The 18,891-nt window shown below is 39.9% G+C and carries 14 protein-coding genes; 7 read left to right on the top strand and 7 right to left on the bottom strand.

What is annotated here, in order from left to right:
- Positions 1-283 precede the first annotated feature (283 nt).
- Together CYTFE_RS0114900 and CYTFE_RS0114895 are read left to right on the top strand one after the other, a co-directional pair.
- Positions 284-1,117, top strand: a complete 834-nt coding sequence (locus tag CYTFE_RS0114900) for a ligand-binding sensor domain-containing protein (RefSeq protein ID WP_027472426.1) — start codon at positions 284-286, stop codon at positions 1,115-1,117.
- On the top strand, positions 1,066-3,663 hold the full coding sequence (locus CYTFE_RS0114895; RefSeq protein ID WP_027472425.1) for a ligand-binding sensor domain-containing protein: 2,598 nt from the start codon (positions 1,066-1,068) through the stop codon (positions 3,661-3,663). The genes CYTFE_RS0114900 and CYTFE_RS0114895 overlap by 52 nt, the downstream gene beginning before the upstream one ends.
- A 70-nt stretch (positions 3,664-3,733) precedes the next feature.
- On the opposite strand, the gene CYTFE_RS0114890 is transcribed toward CYTFE_RS0114895, so the two are convergent.
- From CYTFE_RS0114890 to CYTFE_RS0114860, 7 genes are all read right to left on the bottom strand, one after another.
- The gene (locus CYTFE_RS0114890) at positions 3,734-6,661 is read right to left on the bottom strand and encodes an FAD-binding and (Fe-S)-binding domain-containing protein (RefSeq protein ID WP_044212367.1); all 2,928 of its coding nucleotides are present in this window, start codon (positions 6,659-6,661) and stop codon (positions 3,734-3,736) included.
- Positions 6,662-6,863: 202 nt separating this feature from the next.
- Positions 6,864-7,661 carry a formate/nitrite transporter family protein gene (locus CYTFE_RS0114885; RefSeq protein WP_027472423.1) on the bottom strand — a complete coding sequence of 266 codons (798 nt, stop codon included), beginning with the start codon at positions 7,659-7,661 and terminating at the stop codon, positions 6,864-6,866.
- A gap of 24 nt (positions 7,662-7,685) precedes the next feature.
- The gene (gene pflA / locus CYTFE_RS0114880; protein ID WP_044212368.1) at positions 7,686-8,423 is read right to left on the bottom strand and encodes a pyruvate formate-lyase-activating protein; all 738 of its coding nucleotides are present in this window, start codon (positions 8,421-8,423) and stop codon (positions 7,686-7,688) included.
- 129 nt (positions 8,424-8,552) lie between these two features.
- Entirely contained in the window at positions 8,553-10,781 is a 2,229-nt protein-coding gene (gene pflB / locus CYTFE_RS0114875) for a formate C-acetyltransferase (RefSeq protein WP_027472421.1), read from the bottom strand.
- A gap of 183 nt (positions 10,782-10,964) precedes the next feature.
- The gene (locus tag CYTFE_RS0114870) at positions 10,965-11,330 is read right to left on the bottom strand and encodes a DUF6686 family protein (RefSeq protein WP_027472420.1); all 366 of its coding nucleotides are present in this window, start codon (positions 11,328-11,330) and stop codon (positions 10,965-10,967) included.
- 190 nt (positions 11,331-11,520) lie between these two features.
- Positions 11,521-12,477: a GNAT family N-acetyltransferase gene (locus tag CYTFE_RS0114865; protein WP_027472419.1), complete on the bottom strand. Its 957-nt coding sequence runs from the start codon at positions 12,475-12,477 to the stop codon at positions 11,521-11,523.
- A 28-nt stretch (positions 12,478-12,505) separates the two neighbouring features.
- Positions 12,506-13,342, bottom strand: a complete 837-nt coding sequence (locus CYTFE_RS0114860) for a 1-acyl-sn-glycerol-3-phosphate acyltransferase (RefSeq protein WP_027472418.1) — start codon at positions 13,340-13,342, stop codon at positions 12,506-12,508.
- Positions 13,343-13,526: 184 nt separating this feature from the next.
- Here CYTFE_RS0114860 and CYTFE_RS0114855 point away from each other — a divergent pair, with 184 nt between their 5' ends.
- From CYTFE_RS0114855 to CYTFE_RS0114835, 5 genes are read left to right on the top strand one after another with little or no spacing between them, the layout of a single operon-like run.
- A complete protein-coding gene (locus CYTFE_RS0114855) occupies positions 13,527-14,003 on the top strand; it encodes a division/cell wall cluster transcriptional repressor MraZ (protein ID WP_027472417.1) in 477 nt (158 codons plus the stop codon).
- Positions 14,003-14,908 carry a 16S rRNA (cytosine(1402)-N(4))-methyltransferase RsmH gene (gene rsmH / locus CYTFE_RS0114850; RefSeq protein WP_027472416.1) on the top strand — a complete coding sequence of 302 codons (906 nt, stop codon included), beginning with the start codon at positions 14,003-14,005 and terminating at the stop codon, positions 14,906-14,908. Before CYTFE_RS0114855 ends, rsmH begins: the two co-directional genes overlap by 1 nt.
- A gap of 2 nt (positions 14,909-14,910) precedes the next feature.
- The gene (locus CYTFE_RS0114845) at positions 14,911-15,291 is read left to right on the top strand and encodes an FtsL-like putative cell division protein (RefSeq protein ID WP_044212369.1); all 381 of its coding nucleotides are present in this window, start codon (positions 14,911-14,913) and stop codon (positions 15,289-15,291) included.
- A gap of 17 nt (positions 15,292-15,308) precedes the next feature.
- Positions 15,309-17,417 (top strand): penicillin-binding protein, encoded by a 2,109-nt coding sequence (locus CYTFE_RS0114840; protein ID WP_027472414.1) that lies wholly within the window; start codon positions 15,309-15,311, stop codon positions 17,415-17,417.
- Between the two features lie 2 nt (positions 17,418-17,419).
- Positions 17,420-18,877, top strand: coding sequence for a UDP-N-acetylmuramoyl-L-alanyl-D-glutamate--2,6-diaminopimelate ligase (locus tag CYTFE_RS0114835; protein ID WP_027472413.1), 1,458 nt, complete (start codon positions 17,420-17,422; stop codon positions 18,875-18,877).
- The last annotated feature ends 14 nt before the right edge of the window (positions 18,878-18,891 follow it).

Here is an 18,891-nt window from a genome sequence, read left to right as displayed (position 1 = left end):
GAGGGGTGTTGGAAATCCCCATGTGGCTCCTTGTTGTACAGGAAACGAGGAGCTTTTTTATGGGGGGAAATAAGTTATTATTTTTGTGTTGCGAATGTTTCTTTCAGTTGTAATTAGTTGGCTTGTTCTTTATAGAAACGTCTGTCTCATAGTGGTGGTAATGGAAGGAGAGAGGTAGGTTAATTCCTGTTGGAATTAATATGATAAACATTATGTCTTTACTTCATGTTTTTTTTAAAAAGGAATATTATAATAAAGACATTTTGCTAAATTAGCGCTTCATATGAAAAGTCTATTTTTTCATGATAAATCCATGGTGATAAAACGATGCATTGTAATATTGGCATCCGTTTTTTTGTGTGCTTTAACGTCTAATGATGTGCTGAATGCACAGGGTGACGTTAGTGTGAGCTCTTATTCTATTAGTGAAGGATTAACAGGTAATGGTATTACTGCTATATTTCAGGATAGTAAAGGTTTTCTATGGGTGGGTACCCAGGATGGATTAAATATGTACGATGGGTACTCTTTTAAAGTTTATCGCCATAAACTGGAAGATAGTAATTCCATATCAGGAAACTACATCCAATGTATTAATGAAGATGTTGAAGGTAATCTTTGGGTCGGTACAATTGGTAATGGATTGAATAAATGGAGTCGGGATTTAGAGAAATTTACCTGTTATAGTAGCAAGTTGGATAGCGAGTGTGAATTACCCGAAGACAATGTGTATGGATTGTCTTTTGATGTAGATTCTGCTCTGTGGGTAAAAACAGATAATTACTTGTTGAAATTAGACCACGATCCTGTTTCTAAATCAACCTATGGATTGTATAGTAGTATTTTTAAATACCAAGAAAAACTCAATGTACCCATATTTTATAAAAGTCCGCATTTATTGTGGATTGGTACTAAGGATGGCATCGCTCAATTTAACTCTCAAGAGAGGTTGTATGAACGATTTATTGTAGATCCGGAAGAAGGTATTTATTCTAATCAATTGGGCGCTATAACCGGGATATTAAAACTTGACTCAAATTCCTTGCACTCTCCGGGTTACAAGGTTTGTATCACCTTATTCAAAAAGAAGATGGTAGTTATATCAATAGAAAGATAAAAACACTTTCGGAAAAAGAAAATGCAGTTAACTGTATCTTTCAACATTCTTCAGGTACTGTCTGGATTGGAACAAAGGCAGGGTTGCGTGTTGTTGAATATGACCATGGACGTGACCTGTTGCGTTATGACAAGGACTCCTTTTTTAACCAAAAACAAAACCGGATAACGGAAGATGAAGTAACCTTCTTGTACGAAGATAAATCAGGATTGTTATGGGTGGGTACACGGTATAGTGGATTGTTAAAGGTGGATTTTAAGCCCAAAAAGTTTAAGCGTATTATGCGGGGTGATAGCAAATATCCCGACCTCAATACCTTTGATATAAAAAGTATTTATATGGATGATCAGGGACTTATTTGGCTGGGAACAGCAGATAAAGGTCTGAAAATTCTTGATCAGCAAAGGGGTGATGTGTATAGTTATCCTGTGAATAGGGAGTTAAACAGCATAGGTGAGGATATGGTATTGGCTTTGTGCCGAGACTCTCAAGGGAGGATTTGGATAGGTACAGCAAGGGGTATATATATCTTTTACTTGAATAGTGGTACCATTAGTGAGTTTTCATATGCCGATAGCAGAAAAACTGAATCCTTGCTCAAGGAAAACAGAATCAACGCCATCGAGGAGGATGCCTTGGGAAATATATGGTTTGCTACACAGTTTGGTCTGTATAAATATGATGGTGAATCGGTATATAACTTTTTTGCAGAAGAAGGAAGTCGGAATGGTATATGCAGTGATGAAGTAAATGATTTGTTACTCGATTCGGAAGGTATATTATGGATTGGAACAAGTGATGGAGTAAACTTTTTGGATAGTAATAATGATGTAGTTAAAAAGATGGGCCATTTTAGAAATAGTGGAGACTCCATATCTGTGTTAAGTAATAATTATATTTTGTCCATCGCAGAGGATCAAGAGGATGGTATTTGGTTCGGAACGAGATCTGGTCTTAGTTATTATAACAAGCGGGAGGATGTGTCCAAATTTTATACTCATGCATCCGGAATAGCAAACGACATGATTTATGGTGTTATTTGTGATAAGAATTCAGGTGTTTGGTTAAGTACCAATAAAGGGATATCCTTAATCAAGGACAATAAGCAAATTTATAATTTTGATATTGCCGACGGTTTGCCCGGTTATGTATTTAGTCGTGGAGCTGTTGAGCAGTCCAGCTCAGGGATTGCTTATTTTGGTGGGGTAGAGGGAGTGGCTTTTATTGATCCTGATTCTATAACTTACAATTTACATCGTCCTGAGGTTGTCTTTACTTCCATTGAATTATACCACAAAGGAAAAATTATCGATAACTTTAAAGTAGATACCCAAAAAATTAGACTTAAGTATCGGAAAAGTTCCATGCTAAAGGTGAGTTTTGCAGCATTGGAGTTTTCTGAGTCAGCCAAAAATAAATATCAGGTTTATCTTGAAGGTTTTGATGATGACTGGAGGCCGGTAACATCAGAGAATATGATTGGGATATCAGATCTTCCGGCAGGTGACTATACCTTGCATGTGAAAGGTGCTAACAGCGATCATATATGGACTGAGATGCCGGTAACCATTGATATATCTGTTATACCACCTATCTGGATGTCGAGTTATGCTTATGCATTCTATCTCATTGCCTTGGTGTTTCTGATTCAGTCTATTATAAATTATCGAATTCGGAATTATAAAACAGCTTATAAGACCTTAGAGGAAAAAGCCGGTGATAAAAAGAAAATTGAGGCGCAACGAGAATTGCTGTCCAAAATAAACCAAAGCTTGACGGACAGTATTTATTATGCCAAGAGGATTCAGGAGTCCATACTTCCGTCCGAAGTGGAAATAAAGAAAGTGTTACCCGAATCGTTTGTGTATTATCGACCTAAAGATCTGGTGAGTGGTGATTTTTATTGGAAACATGAGGTGGACGATAAAATATTTATTGCAGCAGTTGATTGCACCGGACATGGAGTTCCCGGGGCTTTTATGTCTATTATTGCCTATGACATGCTAAAACGAATTGTTAAATCAGATATTGAATATTGCCCCGCTTATATTTTGGAACGTTTAAATAAAGAAGTTATTGATACGTTCAAAAAGAACAATAAGGAGGAGAAAAATAGTTTGTTGAGGGTGAACGATGGAATGGATATTGCGCTTTGTATTATCGATAAAAAGCAAAGAAAGATGGCCTTTGCAGGCGCATATAATCCCTTGTATCTGATTAGAGATAATGAGATATTGGTGTACAAAGGAGATCGTTTCCCTATTGGATATCAGGGTGAAAAGGAAATGAAATTTTCGAAACACGAAATTGCCATGGAGCAAAATGATATCTTTTATATTTTCTCGGATGGTTATGCCGACCAGTTTGGTGGTGATGAGGGCAAGAAGTTTAAATACAGACGATTTAGACATTTGTTACTGAATATCCATCGCTTGCCAGCTGAAGATCAAAAAGCCATTCTGCATCAGAAGATAGAAGAATGGATGGGAGACTTCGAACAGGTGGATGATATCATTGTGATGGGAATAAGGCCGCTAAAAGAATAGTGTTCCAATACTTAGTTGTTTGTTTTTTCATTTAAACACTATTCTTTAGCGAAGGGAGTAGTATTGATGCTTATACTAATGCATCATAGAGTATTTCTACAGGATGCAGTGCTTCTCTTTCTGAACCTTCCCTTATTTGGTGACGGCAAGAGGTGCCCGAAGCAGCCAACAGCGTGCTTTGTTTGGTTTCTCTTACGGCAGGAAGAAGTTTCATTTCGGCAATCTTCATGGAAATAGCGTAGGTGTCTTTTTCAAAACCAAAAGAACCAGCCATTCCACAGCATCCCGATTCTATTTCCTCGGCCTCGTAATTCTCGGGAAATGATAAGGCTTGCTGAATGTATTTTGTGTTGGAAAGAGCTTTCTGGTAACAGTGTCCATGAAAACGGATTTTCTTGGCTTCTGTAGTGAATTGATTCTTTTTAATCCTTCCCTTATTCATTTCATTGGCCAGAAATTCTTCAATGGTGAACGTACATTTTTTAATTTTTTGTGCTGCACTGAGCAATTCATCTTTGGCTAAGTTGAGGTATTCATCTCTAAAGGTGAGAATAGCCGAAGGCTCAATGCCAACGATAGGACTTGTTGACGAAACCATGGGGGCCAACATTTCGATGTTTCGGTTGGCAATTTTTCTGGCTTTTTTTAATAAGCCCTTTGATATAAATGTTCTGCCACTACTTAGGTGCTGGGGAATGAAAACCCTGTATCCTAACCTTTCTAGCAGAAGAATGGCTTTTATACCGATGTCGCTTTCTGAATAATTGGTGAACTCATCTGCAAAAAAGTAGACTGTTTTTTGTCTGGGGTTGGCCTTTTTGTGCCACTTGCTCCATGTCTTTAATGAAATGTTGTTCATGAGAGGAATGGATCTTTTGGTGCTGAAACCTAACATTTTAGGGAGAAGTACTTTTAATCCAGGGGTTTTGATGGCTAGGTTGTATATCCATGGAAAGGGAGAGAATAAGTGTTGTATACTGGGTAGGTAGCCAATCAGTAGTGCTTTGACTGGTGTTCCTTTTTGGCTGTAGTAATGCTGCAAGAATTCAGCCTTTAGTTTAGCAATGTCAACTCCTGAGGGGCATTCTGATTTACAGGCCTTACAGGAAAGACAAAGACTTAATGTTTCATGTACATCCTCTAGGTACAGTTCGTCGGATGCTAACCTTCCCGTAAAATATTCCCGTAAAATATTGGCCCTACCACGGGTTGTGTGTTTTTCATCACGGGTAGCCATGTAGCTTGGGCACATGGTGCCCCCAATGATATCCGATTTTAAACAGTCTCCTGAGCCGGAACATTTTTCGGTGGCTCTAACAATGCCTTCGGTATCATCCCATTTAAATACAGTAGTGATGTTTTTTAGCGGATTGGCTTGTCTGTACCGCAGTGAGGTATTCATAGGTGGGGTGTTGACAATTTTGTCGGGGTTGAACAAGCCTTCTGGGTCGAATATGTGTTTGATACGTAAGAGTAGCTTGTAATTCATATCTCCAACCATGAATGGAATGAACTCTCCTCTTAATCTACCATCTCCATGTTCTCCACTGAGCGAGCCATGGTATTTTTTTACCAAAAGAGCGGTTTCTTTTGCTATTTTTCTAAAGAGTATTACATCTTGCGGATCCTTGAGATTTAACACTGGTCTGAGGTGCAATTCTCCGCTCCCAACATGGGCGTAGAAAACACAATCTTTTCCAAACCCATTGAGTAATTGCTTGATGTCGCGGGCAAAGTGTGGTAAGTCTTGTGGTCTTAGCGCAGTGTCTTCAATTACACCCACAGGTAAGTTGTCTCCTTTCATATTCGAAAGCACACCTAATCCAGCCTTGCGAAGCGCCCATACTCTTTGTATGTTTTTACCTTCAATGATTGGATAAGCATAACCTAATTCCTTGCTTTTAAAATCTGCAATGAGCTTTTGTGTTTTTTTGTCCAATTTCTCTATGCTGTGTTCCGCAAATTCAATCACCAATAGGGCGGCTGGTTTACCCGATATGAAAAACCGATTACTTTGTTGTGCTGTACTTTGTCCTGTAAGTTCAATGATCTTATCGTCAATGAGCTCAACAGCTCTGGGTGCGTGCTTGAGTGCTTCAATGTTTGCATATAAGGACTCTTCTAAAGAATGAAAGTGAACGCAGATGAGTGCCTGTTTTTTGGGAGGAGTCGGCACGAGATTTAGCTTTACTTTACTAGTCAGCATTAGTGTACCTTCGGAGCCAGCTATTAACTTGCACATATTAAAAGGATCACCATCTTCTTTAAAAGGTTGCATTTGTGCCAAATAATCTAAGGCATATCCTGTGTTTCTACGGTGTATTTCTTTATGAGGGTATTCTCTTTCTATTTCCTGTATATGGGTTGGATTGGAGAGTATTTCGTTGATTTCCCGGTATATATCTCCTTCCAAGCCTTCTTTTTTGCATTTTTTATGAAACTCCTGAGGATCTAAGGTTTTAAATACAACTTCTTCTCCATTCGATAGGTAGCCGTGTACTTCCTGCAGGTGGTCGCGTGTGCTTCCGTAAACCAAGGAGTGCGATCCACATGAGTTGTTTCCAGTCATCCCTCCTATGGTACATCGGTTAGCAGTGGATGTTTCCGGACCAAAAAACAATTTGTGTGGGGCCAAAAACTTGTTGAGTTCGTCCAGTACAACTCCGGGCTCTACCATTACCCATTGTTCTTCTGTGTTTAACTCCAGAATTTTGTTCATGTATTTGGACGTGTTTACAACAAGTCCATTGCCTACTACTTGGCCTGCAAGTGAGGTCCCTGCTCCTCTGGGTATTAGGGCGATTTTGTTTTTGTTGGCAAAGTTCACAATTAAGCGAAGGTCGGCATTGTCGCGGGGCCAAACCACACCTGCTGGTTTTTCGCGATAAGCTGAAGCATCTGTTGCGTGTTGTGCTCTATCTAGGTTTTTTAAAGAGACTTCGCCTTTTAATAAAGAAGGTAATTGATCGAGTGATGATTGCAAATCGGAATTGTCCATTGAATGAAAGTTTCGTATTAGAAACCAACAAAGCGATCGTTTTTAAGTATATAGCACCCTATGCCGGATGTAGTTGACTTTTTACGGTGGCTATGCAGGTTGGGTGTAAAATTAGGAAAAAAGTTTTATAACTCTTCTAATCTTTCAAAAATTGCAGTTACGTCTTCACTGTGTCCACCTTTCTGGGCATGAGATGATTGTTTTAAGGTAAGCTTTCGTTTTTTTTATGATAGGCATACCAATATAGAGAACCTACAAAAAAAGCACCTCCTACAATATTGCCAAGGGTAGCTGGTATTAGGTTATCTACAACAAAGGCATACCAGGTAATATTGGCTCCCTGAAAAATAGCTAAAGGAATAAAAAACATATTTGCAATGGAATGTTCAAAGCCCATGGTTACAAAGGCCATTACGGGCCACCAGATAGCCATTATCTTGCCGGAGGTGTGCTGTGCTGACATTCCCATCCAAAGGGCCACGCATACAAGCCAATTGGCACCTATGCCCTTTAAAAATGTTTTGTAGAAAGGGTTTGATGTTTTGCTGTCTGCTATTTTTAATACCATATCTGACCAGGGAGCTTGGGCAACAACTTCAGTTAGGTGAGTCAGGAAGTAGGCAACAAAAATGGCTCCCACAAAATTACCTGCATAAACAAGTCCCCAGTTTCTTAGTGGCGCTTTCCAGCTTTGGGTTTTGTTAAGAACATTGGGCATAAAGTAAGCGTTGTTGCCTGTGAAGAGTTCTGCGCCTGCCATTACCACCATCATGAGTCCCACGGGGAAGGCAGCCCCAAAAACAAACTTGACGATGCCTGGGTTTTGTGCTGATATGGTGGGCATACCACCTGCTATAAGTATTGACAGAAGGCCCCCGAAGGAAATGTATGCACCAGCCATGAAACTAAGTGTAAGTATTTTTTGGACTGAATATTTGTCTTTTGCGATGGCAGCCTCGCCTGCAACTTTTAGTATTTCAGGTGGGGTATACAAACTCATTTTATTATGTTGTTAATTTTGTGGTTAGTTAATCTTTATTTCTCTAAAATAGGGATTGAGTATTTTTTTTACTTTTTCAATTTGTTCGGGTGTGTTTTCTAAGGCATCCTTAAGTTGGTATTTTTCACCTAATGATTCCCACTTGTGTATGCCTAATTTATGATAGGGTTGAATTTCTATTTTCTCGATACATTTAAAGTCTTTGTATCGTTCTCCCATCTTTATTAGTTCTTCAGGAGTGTCGGTATAGCCCGGAATAAGTACATATCTTAACCAGGCAGGTTTTCCTGTTTGTTCACGATGTTCAATGAGCTTGAGCGAAGAGCCAAAAGCATCTACGCCGGTAAGTTGTTTGTAGCCTGCTGAATGGGTGTGTTTGATGTCTACCATGATTAAGTCGGTATAAAGGTCTAAAAGTTCTTTGCTTTGGGTGGTTAGAATAGAGCCATTGGTATCAATGTTGGTGTGTATGCCTTTTTCTTTTAGTATTTTAAAAAAAGGTATCAATGCCTTGCTTTGTAATAATGGTTCTCCTCCTGACACGGTGACTCCCCCGTTTTTGCCGAAGTAAGATTTCATGTTTTCGGCTCTCTTTACCAGTGTTTCTAATTCATGTTCTGTTCCTCCTTTGATGGGTATGGTGTCGGGATTGTGGCAGTATAAGCATTTTAGGTTGCAGCCTTGTAAAAAAATAACCATTCTGATCCCCGGGCCGTCATGCGTGCCAAATGATTCAATGGAGTGAATGTTTAAGTGAGGCATTTCGATTAGAGATTAGAGAAAAGCAAAAGAAGTAAACACGGATAAAGGGAATACTTCTTTTGCTTATTTGTTAGTTGTAAATAATGGTGTTGTTAAATATTAAAAGTCAAAGCTCAGTTAACCATTGCTTTACATTGATTCGTGGAATGAACGAGACAATACTTCTTGTTGTTGTTCGCGCGATAAACGGGTGAAGTTTACAGCATATCCAGACACACGAATGGTTAATTGAGGATATTCTTCCGGATTTTCCATGGCATCTTTCAGGAGTTCTCTATTTAAAACATTTACATTTAGGTGCTGCGCATTTTTTTCAAAATAACCGTCTAATGCAGCCACTAGATTTTCAATTCTATCAGCTTGTGTAGAGCCCAATGATTTAGGTACAATGGAAAAGGTATTGGAAATACCATCCTGTGAATCTTCGTAATCAATTTTAGCCACTGAGTTTAACGAAGCAATGGCACCGTGGGTATCACGACCATGCATTGGGTTAGCGCCCGGAGCAAATGCAATTCCTTTGGCTCTGCCATCGGGAGTTGCGCCTGTTTTTTTCCCATAAACTACATTGGAGGTAATGGTTAATACGGATAGTGTGGGTGTGGCATTTTTGTATACAGTTAGTTTTTTTAGCTCCTCACTAAAGTGATTAACAAGGCCGCGCGCAATGAGGTCAACCCGGTCGTCGTCATTACCGTATTTGGGAAAATCGCCCTCTATTTGAAAGTCAACGGTTAATCCATCCTCATTGCGAATGGGTTTTACCTTGGCGTATTTAATGGCAGAAAGAGAATCGGCAACGATGGATAGTCCGGCGATACCGTAGGCCAAGTTGATTCTAGGGTTGGTATCAATCAATGCCATTTGTGCTTTTTCGTAGTAATACTTATCGTGCATATAATGAATGATGTTCATCGATTCGTTGTACACACGGGCTACTTCTTTCATGGCAATTTTAAAATGATCCATCACCTTGTCGAAATCAAGATACGCATCGTCGGCCATGGAAGGAATGCCATCGACCATTTGTGTTCCAGTGTTTTCGCAACGCCCGCCGTTTAGCGCTAATAATAGTGTTTTCGCTAAGTTGGTGCGTGCTCCAAAAAACTGTATGTGTTTTCCTAATTCCTGAAAGGAAACACAACAGGCAATGCCGTAGTCGTCGCTGTTTCTATGGCAACGCATGAGGTCATCATTTTCGTACTGAATGGAAGAGGTGTCGATGGATACTTTTGCACAGAATTCTTTAAAGCCTTGTGGTAAGCTGTTCGACCAAAGAATGGTGATGTTGGGTTCTGGAGATGGTCCTAGGTTGTATAAGGTGTTTAAGAAACGGAATGAAGTTTTTGTGACCTTGCTTCTTCCATCAACCAGCATACCACCTATGGATTCGGTTACCCAAGTTGGGTCTCCAGCAAAAATTTGCTCGTAGGCTTCCATGCGTAAATGACGAACCATGCGAAGTTTCATTACAAACTGATCAATATATTCTTGTGCCTCTTGTTCGGTGATGGCACCAGTCTGTAGGTCTCTTTGTATATATATGTCAAGAAAGGAAGATACGCTGCCGAGTGACATGGCGGCACCATCTTGCTCTTTTACGGCTGCTAGATAGGCCATGTAAGTCCATTGTACAGCTTCTTTGCCGTTTTGGGCAGGACGTGATAAGTCTAGACCGTAATGGTTACCCATGTCCAGCATTTGGTGCAAGGCTTTTAATTGTTCAGCCACTTCCTCTCTTAAACGAATGGTGTGGTCGCTCATGGGGCCTTTGATTTCCTTTAGATCTTCTTTTTTAGCCTCTATTAAGCGGTTAATGCCATATAATGCAACGCGCCTGTAGTCTCCAATAATGCGGCCTCGTGCGTAGTTGTCTGGTAGGCCGGTGAGGAAGCCCAACGAACGAAATTTTCTGATTTCATCGGTGTAGGCATCGAAAACACCATCGTTATGTGTTTTGGTATATTTGCCAAATGCTTCGGTTATAATATCTGATGGTTTTAAGCCATGCTCTGAAAGTGCTTTTTGAACAACTTTAAAACCTCCGTAAGGCTTCATCGATCTTTTTAATAATTCGTCGGTTTGTAAGCCAACAATCACTTCGTTGTCTTTGTCGATATAACCTGCAGTAAACGAATTTACCGTTGAAACAGTTTCGGTATCAACGCTTCTGAGACCATTGTTGGCTCTTTCTTCTTTTAGTGCCTGAAGGCAGATTTCCCATAGCTTTTTTGTCTTAGGACTAGCTCCCTGTAAAAAAGTGTAATCGCCATTATATGGTGAAATGTTTTGTCTTACAAAGTCTCTAACGTCAATGGCCTTGTTCCAATTGCCTGTGGCAAAATCTTTAGTTTCCATAGTTGTTTTTAAAATTTGTGCGAAAGTATAGCTTATTATTTGTATAAAAAATCCCAACTTGTTGAGCTAAGACGTTTTATCCTTTTTTCAAGTCGGGAGCTGTATTGTATAGTATTATAATTCAGGAGAAACTAGTGTTTGTGTATGCGAAGTCTAATGTTTGTTAAAAAACGATTCGAACAATTAGTTCCATTGTCTTTCTGATATATACGTTAGCTTTTTGATCATGATCGACTCCTCTTCAATCATTTTATATTCCTTAATAAATCGATATATGAGTGTTTTTAGTTCCTGTAGGTCTGTGGGAGATAATACTAGTTTAATGGCAGTGTTAGGGAAGGGGATATGTATTTTTCTTATGTACTTAGTTTTTCGATTGAGGCGCTCAAATTTGTCTCCTTGCAGTTTGCTCAGGTAGTCATGAAAGTTATCCAATATTTGAATGGTTGAAAAGTCAATGGCGATCTGATTAAATTCAAAATGAAATTTATTGCACTTATCACAAGTGAATAAGTGGCCATGTATTGTTCTGATATCTACTTTTTCCATACGCTTCCTTCTTTTTGTAATCGTTTAAAATAAAACAATTCGAACTTGCGAAATGTTTTATTTTTATTTAGATTAATTCTATAGTACAAAAATGGAAGAACAATTAAACACCAGCAATACCTAAATATAGGGATTTTGTAAACGTATTTATTCGGTACAGTCCTTTTGTTTTTATAGGCTTGCTTGCTGGCTAGTCATGGGTGTCGTTGGGGTTGTAGCTTTCTACGTGTCTTTCTGTTTTGGCTTTGTTAAATTCGTTGATGGTAATGATGATGCCTGTTTCTTCCACATCGCCAAAACGATCATTGACAGCAGTTCCAAAAGAGCGCATGGATGGGGATAGGTTCATATAAGCATTTACCAATGGAGGAATGGTTTCGCCAAGTTCTCTTACTCTTCTGTTTAAAATTTTATAGTCTTCAACAAAAGTAGGGCCTGGGAAGATTTCGTTAATCTTTTCTTGAGAGAGACTGACCTTAACTTTGTAATCGTCCAACGGATATACTAATTTGTCAGGGTCACCAAAGTATTTGTTCATAAAGCTGAGGATCAGGTCTCTGGCTTCCTGGTTGAAATGTGTATACATGGTCACCTTTCCAAAGAAATATTTCATTTGGGGGTTGTTTACAATAAGCGAACCTAGGCCATCCCATAGGTTGTCTAGTGCAAAAAGACTTTTGGCACCTTGCTTGCTTGACTGGTATTGGGGTTGAACAAATGACCGTCCTAACTCGATGGTGTGTGGAAAAAAGTCGTTTAAAAATTTATCCGAAAAATGAAAAAGACGTGAGGTGGCCAGTTTTACTTTGCCATTTTCGTCCTTGGGAACGTGATTTCCCATGATGTATCGATATCCGCCGAGTATTTCTTTTTCCTCGGGATCCCATACAATCAATTGACGATAAGGGACCTCTGCCGTATCGTAATCATCTATGTCTGCTTTTTTGCCCGTTCCACCGCCTGCCTGACGAAATGACTCCTCTCTCAATCGGCCTACTTCCAACATTAAGTTAGGCGCTTCATCTCCTCTGAAGTCGTATATTTTATTGCCGCCTTTGTTGGTGTTGCGAACAAATCTTTCTTTGGTCAATTCGGCTTCCAGCTTTTCTTTGGCTATTGGCTCAATTATAGGTTCGTTGTAATCCATGAAATTATTGATGTTAGCAAATGCAAAATTAAATTAATTTTGGTAAGCTGTAGACAGTTTCCTTTATTTTTTCGGCCCAAGTTTTAGGCGACTCCCCATTTTTTAATTTTGACCATGGTATGGGGGTTCCAAATCTAAGGGTTATGTTTTTGTCTTTTTGCTTAAACATCTCATCTACGAGATAAAGCATTTCAATGTTTGCCTTTATGCCAAGAAATTTGCGTAATCGAGCCAGATTGTAAAAAAAATTCGAGTTTCTTCCTTCTATATGAACCGGAATAATAGCTCGTTGGTGTTTGATGGCTTTTTTAACAAAGTTAGGCTTCCATTCTAAATCTTTGATGCCGCCCTTTTGTTTACGTGATACCAGTCCGGCAGGGAAGAAAAGAACTTGACCTTTGGAGGCAAATGCGTCTTCGATGAGAGTGGCTGCCTCACGGGAATGTCCGCCATGTTTGTTAATGGGTACAAAGATGTCGTTGAAGCGGCCAATTTGCAGTAAAATGTCGTTCACGGGGAATTTGATGTGGTCAAAAATGCGACTTACCTCGTTCATGAATATGATGCCATCTAGTCCCCCCAAAGGGTGGTTCGAAACAAATAAGTAGCGTCCGTCCCTGGGTATGTTTTCCAATCCCAGACTTTTGCTTTTTACACCGAAGTGGCGTGTGCAAATTTGTCCAAAATCCACATTGTACGAATGGGGATATGTGGTAAGCATTTCATTCAGGCTGTCTTGATGAATTACCCTTTTTAAATATGAAATCACAAAGCGGGGTATCCATTTTAGTATGGCAGGATTCTTATCGCGAAATACTTTTTCTATGTCTATGCTTATCGTTTCTTGATCTTGTGTTTTTTCCATGTGTTAAAAATGAAGTTCCAATTTTAGAAAAAAAATAATTAACAGCACGGTTTTTCTTAGTAAAAATCGGCGATTTGCAAGGAGATTATAAAAAACTTATCAACAAAGTGGATTAAAGTGGTGTTAAGTGGTTGATTGTGGTTTGGAAATTTTATACTTTTACAAAAAATAATTATCAATCCTAATGGCCACATTTATAGGTGATTTTGTTTGTAAAGCTGATGCAAAGGGACGCTTCGTATTGCCTTCTCACTTTAAAAAAGTGATGAATGGTATGGAGGAGAACCGTTTTGTTTTTCGGAAAGATTTGCATACGAATTGCCTGTTCGCATACCCTTATCCGGTTTGGGAGGCGCATATTGAGGATATTAGATCTAAATTGAATATGTATGATCGGGCTGATAGTTTGGCTTATCGTCAATATGTTCGGACAGCTACAGAGGTGTCTTTTGATGCCAATGGACGAATGTTATTGCCTAAACGGTTGGTACAGATTATAGGGTCGCCCAAAGAAGTGGTAATGGCAGGAGTGGACGATAAGATTGAGGTGTGGAATAGTGCGGATTATGGGGTTGGTGAAATGACTGAGAGTGAATTGGATGTTTATTTGCAAAATAAACTTGGAGAGAAATCAAATACTGAACAAAAGGAGGATGCTTAATGGAGGATGTATACCATGTGCCGGTTCTGTTAAAAGAATGTATTGAAGGTTTAAGTTTGAAGGAAGGTGGGGTGTATGTGGATGTCACTTTTGGAGGTGGCGGTCATACCCGTGAAATATTGAAGCATCTCAAAGGTGGACGCGTGGTGGTGTTTGATCAAGATGAGGATGCATACGAGAACCGTCCTGAGGATGAACGTTTAATTTTTGTACGGCATAACTTTCGCTATCTAAAACATTTCCTGAAGTATATGGGTATTGAAAAAGTGGATGGTATCCTAGCTGATTTGGGTGTTTCTTCGCATCACTTTGACACACCAGAAAGGGGATTTTCATTTCGTTTTGAAGGAGAGTTGGATATGCGTATGAATAAGCAGTCGGGGTTAACGGCAGCAAATGTGTTGAATGATTATGAAGAGCATGAATTGTATCGGATATTTAAAAATTATGGCGAAATAAAGAAGTCGGGAAAACTGGTTAGAGGCATTTTGGCTAGGCGTCAGGAAGTGCCTTTTCATATGATCTCTGATTTGTTGGAGATCGCCGAGACTTGTGTTCCTTCAAGGGAAAAAAATAAATTTTTAGCCAAAGTGTTTCAAGCCTTGCGTATTGAAGTGAATGGTGAAATGGAAGCCTTGAAAGAAATGTTGATGCAAACCAAGGATGTGTTGGACAAACAGGGTCGTTTGGTGGTGATATCTTACCATTCGTTGGAGGATAGGCTGGTGAAGAATTTTATGAGAACGGGTGATTGTGAGGTGTCACAGCCTGAGCAGGACTTTTATGGTAGGAGTATCGTTCCGTTTAAAGCCATTAGTCGTAAACCAATGTTGCCTTCGGATGAAGAATTGGAGCGTAATACGCGATCAAGAAGTGCAAAGCTACGAATCTGTGAAAAGATGTAGTGATGGCTAAAAAGAAAAGGAAAGATAAAGAGTTTGTGGGTTCTGGTGATGTTACTTTTAAAAAAATATCGTTGAGGGACTTTGTTTCGGGGAGGATTTTTACCCGTGAAGTAGTGGTGAAGCAGTTGCCTTTTTTTTTGTTTTTGACTATGCTGGCTTTTGCTTATATCTCTAATCATTTTAAAGTGGAGAAGTTGTTGAAACGAGCCGCTGAGTTAAATAAGGAAATTCAGGAACTACAAATTGAGGCGATCACGACATCCTCGGATCTGATGTATTTTAGTAAGCAGTCGGTTATTTCAAATAAAGTAAGGGAGGCTGGGGTAGAGCTTGAGGAATTAACGGAGCCACCACGGAAAATTATTGTAAAGAAAACAGATTAGCGCAAAGATAAATATAAATGACTATTAAAAGAGACATAACATGGAGAGTGGGTGTCATCTATCTGGCTTTGGTAGTGTTGGCCGTTTTTGTTTTTGGTAAGGTGGTGTACCTGCAGGTTGTTGAGGGGGCTGAGTGGCGGGCAATGGAGCAGAAGATGACCAATAAGGAGCGAAAAATTGAAGCCAATAGGGGAAATATATTGGCCAGCGATGGACGTAAGCTGGCGTGTTCTGTTCCTAGTTATCGCTTGTATATGGATTTGATGGCGCATGGACTTACCAATGAAATCTTTAACAGTAATATTGATAGTCTTAGTTATTGTTTGTCCAAGTTTTTTAAAGATCAGTCGGCATCTACTTATAAAAGACGTCTCACCAAGGCACGGCAGCAGCATAAACGGTATTTTCGCATTCATCACAGACGGGTTTCGTTTACGGAGTTGAAAGAAATTAAGAAGTTTCCGATTTTTCGCCTGGGAAAAAATGTGGGAGGCTTTATTCCTGAGCAGTTGGATCAACGAAAAAAACCATTTGGAATCTTAGCCTCTCGTACTATTGGTAAGCTGTACGAAGAGAAAGAAAAGGGGGGTATGGTAGGTTTGGAGCGTGCCTTCAATGAGGATTTGAAAGGCAAGAGTGGTGTGAGTACCTTTACGCGTATTTCAGGTCGTTGGGTGCCCGAGGAGGTAATGCCTCCTCAAAATGGAAAGGATATTCTTACTTCTATTGATATTGAGATTCAGGATGTGGCAGAAAATTCGCTGAAGCGGCAGCTGGTGAAGCATAATGCCCATCATGGGGTGGCTATACTGATGGAGGTTCAGACAGGAGCTATCAAAGCGATGGTGAATTTACATCGTAAGAGCGAAGGGGTTTATGTTGAAGATTATTTTAATTACGCCATCGGAGAGGCGACTGAGCCGGGATCTACTTTTAAGCTGGCCAGTATGATCGTTGCCTTGGAGGATGGCTATGTGAATCTGGATGATTCCATAGATACCGGAAAGGGTGTTCATAGATTTTATGATCGCACGATGAAAGATAGTCATTATGGTGGTTTTGGTAAGATTACTTACAGGCAGGTTTTTGAGAAATCATCTAATGTAGGTATCTCTAGAATGATTTTTGAAAACTATAATGCGCAACCGCAAAAATTTATTGATAGACTCTATTCTATGGGTCTGAACAAGAAGCATGGGCTGGAGATTAAAGGGGAAGGTGAACCAATGATTAAATATCCGGGATCAAAAAGCTGGTCGGGGGTTTCTTTGCCATGGATCTCTATTGGTTATGAGTCAAAGTTGACACCCTTACAAATACTGACTTTTTATAATGCAGTGGCCAATAATGGAAAAATGATGAAGCCTTACTTTGTGGAGGGGGTTTATCAGCATGGTGAAGAAGTAAAGTCTTTTAAGCCAGTTGTGCTGAATCCATCTATTTGCTCCTTGGGTACCATCGAAAAAGTGCATGATTTACTGGTGGGTGTGGTTGAGCATGGTACCGGAAATAATCTTAAAAATAATAATTATAAGATAGCTGGAAAAACAGGAACAGCTCAAATTGCCAAGGGTAGTGGTGGTTATAAAAATGGAGGCGTGGAGTATCAGGCCTCGTTTGTTGGATATTTTCCCGCTGATAGACCCAGGTATTCATGTATTGTTGTGGTGAATGGTCCTTCTAATAATGTTTATTACGGTAATGTGGTGGCCGGATCTGTGTTTAAACAAATTTCGGATCGGGTATATGCATCTGGATTTGATATGTTAGATGAGCATCCGGTGGAGGTTCCTAAAGAAGGGGTGCTGCCTTATTCTAAAGGAGGAAAGAAGGAGGATTTGTTGACGGTGTTTGAGGATATGAATGTAACCATCGATGGTAAGGATGTGGAGTCGGAATGGATATCGACCAATGCACAAGAGCATAAAGTTAATTTTAGCAGAAAAACGTTTTCCAATGGCTTGGTACCCAATGTAAAAGGTATGGGAGCAAAGGATGCGGTTGTTTTGCTTGAGAATATGGGTATGAAGGTGATTGTTTCTGGCAGGGGTAGGGTTATTGGACAGTCAGTGCCTCCCGGAGCAAGATTTAAAACAGGAACAAAGGTATTTATAAAGTTAGGATAGTAATGGCAAAGGTTTCGCAAATACAAGAATGGACCAGCGTAAAGCGGTTTGTAGGAAACAAAGATGTGGAATTTTCAGAGATCACTTTTGACTCTCGCATGGCTTCTTCGAATGCGCTTTTTGTGGCGGTTAGAGGGGTGCATGTGGATGGTCATTTGTTTATTTCAAAGGCGATTGAAGCGGGTTGCTCTATTGTTGTCTGTGAAGAATTACCCAACGGAGAATATGAAAATACCACTTTTGTGCTTGTGGAGGATTCGGCCTTGGCCTTGGGTGAGATTGCTGCTGGTTTTTATGGAAATCCATCGGAGAAAATGGTGTTGGTGGGTGTAACCGGAACCAATGGTAAGACCACGGTGGCTACCTTGTTGCATGGGCTTTTTCGTGATATGGGCTTTGAATCGGGCTTGTTTAGCACGGTGGCTAACTTTATTGGGAGCGAAAAATTGCCTTCTACACACACCACTCCGGATCCGGTTGCTTTGAATAAAATAATGCAACGCATGGTTGATGCCGGTTGTAAATATTGTTTTATGGAAGTGAGCTCACATGCCATTGATCAGAAGAGAATTGCTGGCTTAAGTTTCAAAGGTGGTATATTTACTAACCTGACGCACGATCATCTTGATTATCATAAAACTTTTGATGCTTACCTGAAGGCTAAAAAGGCTTTTTTTGATGGCTTGCCGAAAGATGCTTTCGCCATTGTGAATGTGGATGATAAAAATGGTATGGTAATGGTACAAAACTGCAAGGCGCATGTGAAAACATATTCCATACGATCGATGGCTGATTATAAAGCTAAAATTGTAGAGAGTATGTTTGAGGGAATGCAGTTGGTTATCAATAATGAAGAGCTATGGACTCCCTTTGTAGGTAAGTTCAATGCCCAGAATTTATTGGCCGTGTATGGTGCTGCTGCATCTTTGGGTTGCGATATAAGAGAAGTGCTGCTGAGTCTGAGTCGTTTGCATTCGGTAGATGGTAGGTTTCAGACTATGCGCTCAGCGTCTGGTATCACCGCAGTGGTTGATTATGCGCATACACCAGATGCATTGAAAAATGTGATAGAAACGATTAATCAAATACGTCAGCCTGAACAGGCATTGCTAACGGTTGTGGGTGCGGGTGGCGACAGGGATAAGACCAAGCGGCCGGAGATGGCTGGTGTGGCAGTGTCAGGGAGTGATAGAGTGATATTGACATCTGATAATCCTCGGTCTGAAGATCCTCAGTCTATTGTAGATGATATGATGGAGGGGGTGGATCTTCAGAGTAAAATAAAGGTATTGACGGTGGTGGATCGAAAGGAAGCCATTAAGGCTGCTTGTATGTTGGCCAAAAGAGGCGATATTGTATTGGTGGCCGGTAAGGGTCATGAAGACTATCAAGAGATACAAGGAGTAAAGCATCATTTTGATGATAGAGAAGTAATTAAAGAAATTTTTGATATGATATAATAAGCAAGTAAGCT

Source organism: Saccharicrinis fermentans DSM 9555 = JCM 21142 (assembly GCF_000517085.1).
Classification (GTDB): domain Bacteria; phylum Bacteroidota; class Bacteroidia; order Bacteroidales; family Marinilabiliaceae; genus Saccharicrinis; species Saccharicrinis fermentans.
Note: the sequence above shows the minus strand (reverse complement) of the source record. Positions and strands in the feature narration are given on the sequence as shown.

Bases quoted from the DNA above. Each gene is read 5' to 3' on its own strand.
- rsmH (WP_027472416.1), top strand. From the start codon at position 14,003: ATGGAGGATGTATACCATGTGCCGGTTCTGTTAAAAGAATGTATTGAA.
- CYTFE_RS0114885 (WP_027472423.1), bottom strand. From the start codon at position 7,661: ATGAGTTTGTATACCCCACCTGAAATACTAAAAGTTGCAGGCGAGGCT.
- pflB (WP_027472421.1), bottom strand. From the start codon at position 10,781: ATGGAAACTAAAGATTTTGCCACAGGCAATTGGAACAAGGCCATTGAC.
- CYTFE_RS0114865 (WP_027472419.1), bottom strand. From the start codon at position 12,477: ATGGATTACAACGAACCTATAATTGAGCCAATAGCCAAAGAAAAGCTG.
- CYTFE_RS0114855 (WP_027472417.1), top strand. From the start codon at position 13,527: ATGGCCACATTTATAGGTGATTTTGTTTGTAAAGCTGATGCAAAGGGA.
- CYTFE_RS0114890 (WP_044212367.1), bottom strand. From the start codon at position 6,661: ATGGACAATTCCGATTTGCAATCATCACTCGATCAATTACCTTCTTTA.
- CYTFE_RS0114900 (WP_027472426.1), top strand. From the start codon at position 284: ATGAAAAGTCTATTTTTTCATGATAAATCCATGGTGATAAAACGATGC.
- CYTFE_RS0114840 (WP_027472414.1), top strand. From the start codon at position 15,309: ATGACTATTAAAAGAGACATAACATGGAGAGTGGGTGTCATCTATCTG.
- CYTFE_RS0114860 (WP_027472418.1), bottom strand. From the start codon at position 13,342: ATGGAAAAAACACAAGATCAAGAAACGATAAGCATAGACATAGAAAAA.
- CYTFE_RS0114870 (WP_027472420.1), bottom strand. From the start codon at position 11,330: ATGGAAAAAGTAGATATCAGAACAATACATGGCCACTTATTCACTTGT.
- pflA (WP_044212368.1), bottom strand. From the start codon at position 8,423: ATGCCTCACTTAAACATTCACTCCATTGAATCATTTGGCACGCATGAC.
- CYTFE_RS0114845 (WP_044212369.1), top strand. From the start codon at position 14,911: ATGGCTAAAAAGAAAAGGAAAGATAAAGAGTTTGTGGGTTCTGGTGAT.
- CYTFE_RS0114835 (WP_027472413.1), top strand. From the start codon at position 17,420: ATGGCAAAGGTTTCGCAAATACAAGAATGGACCAGCGTAAAGCGGTTT.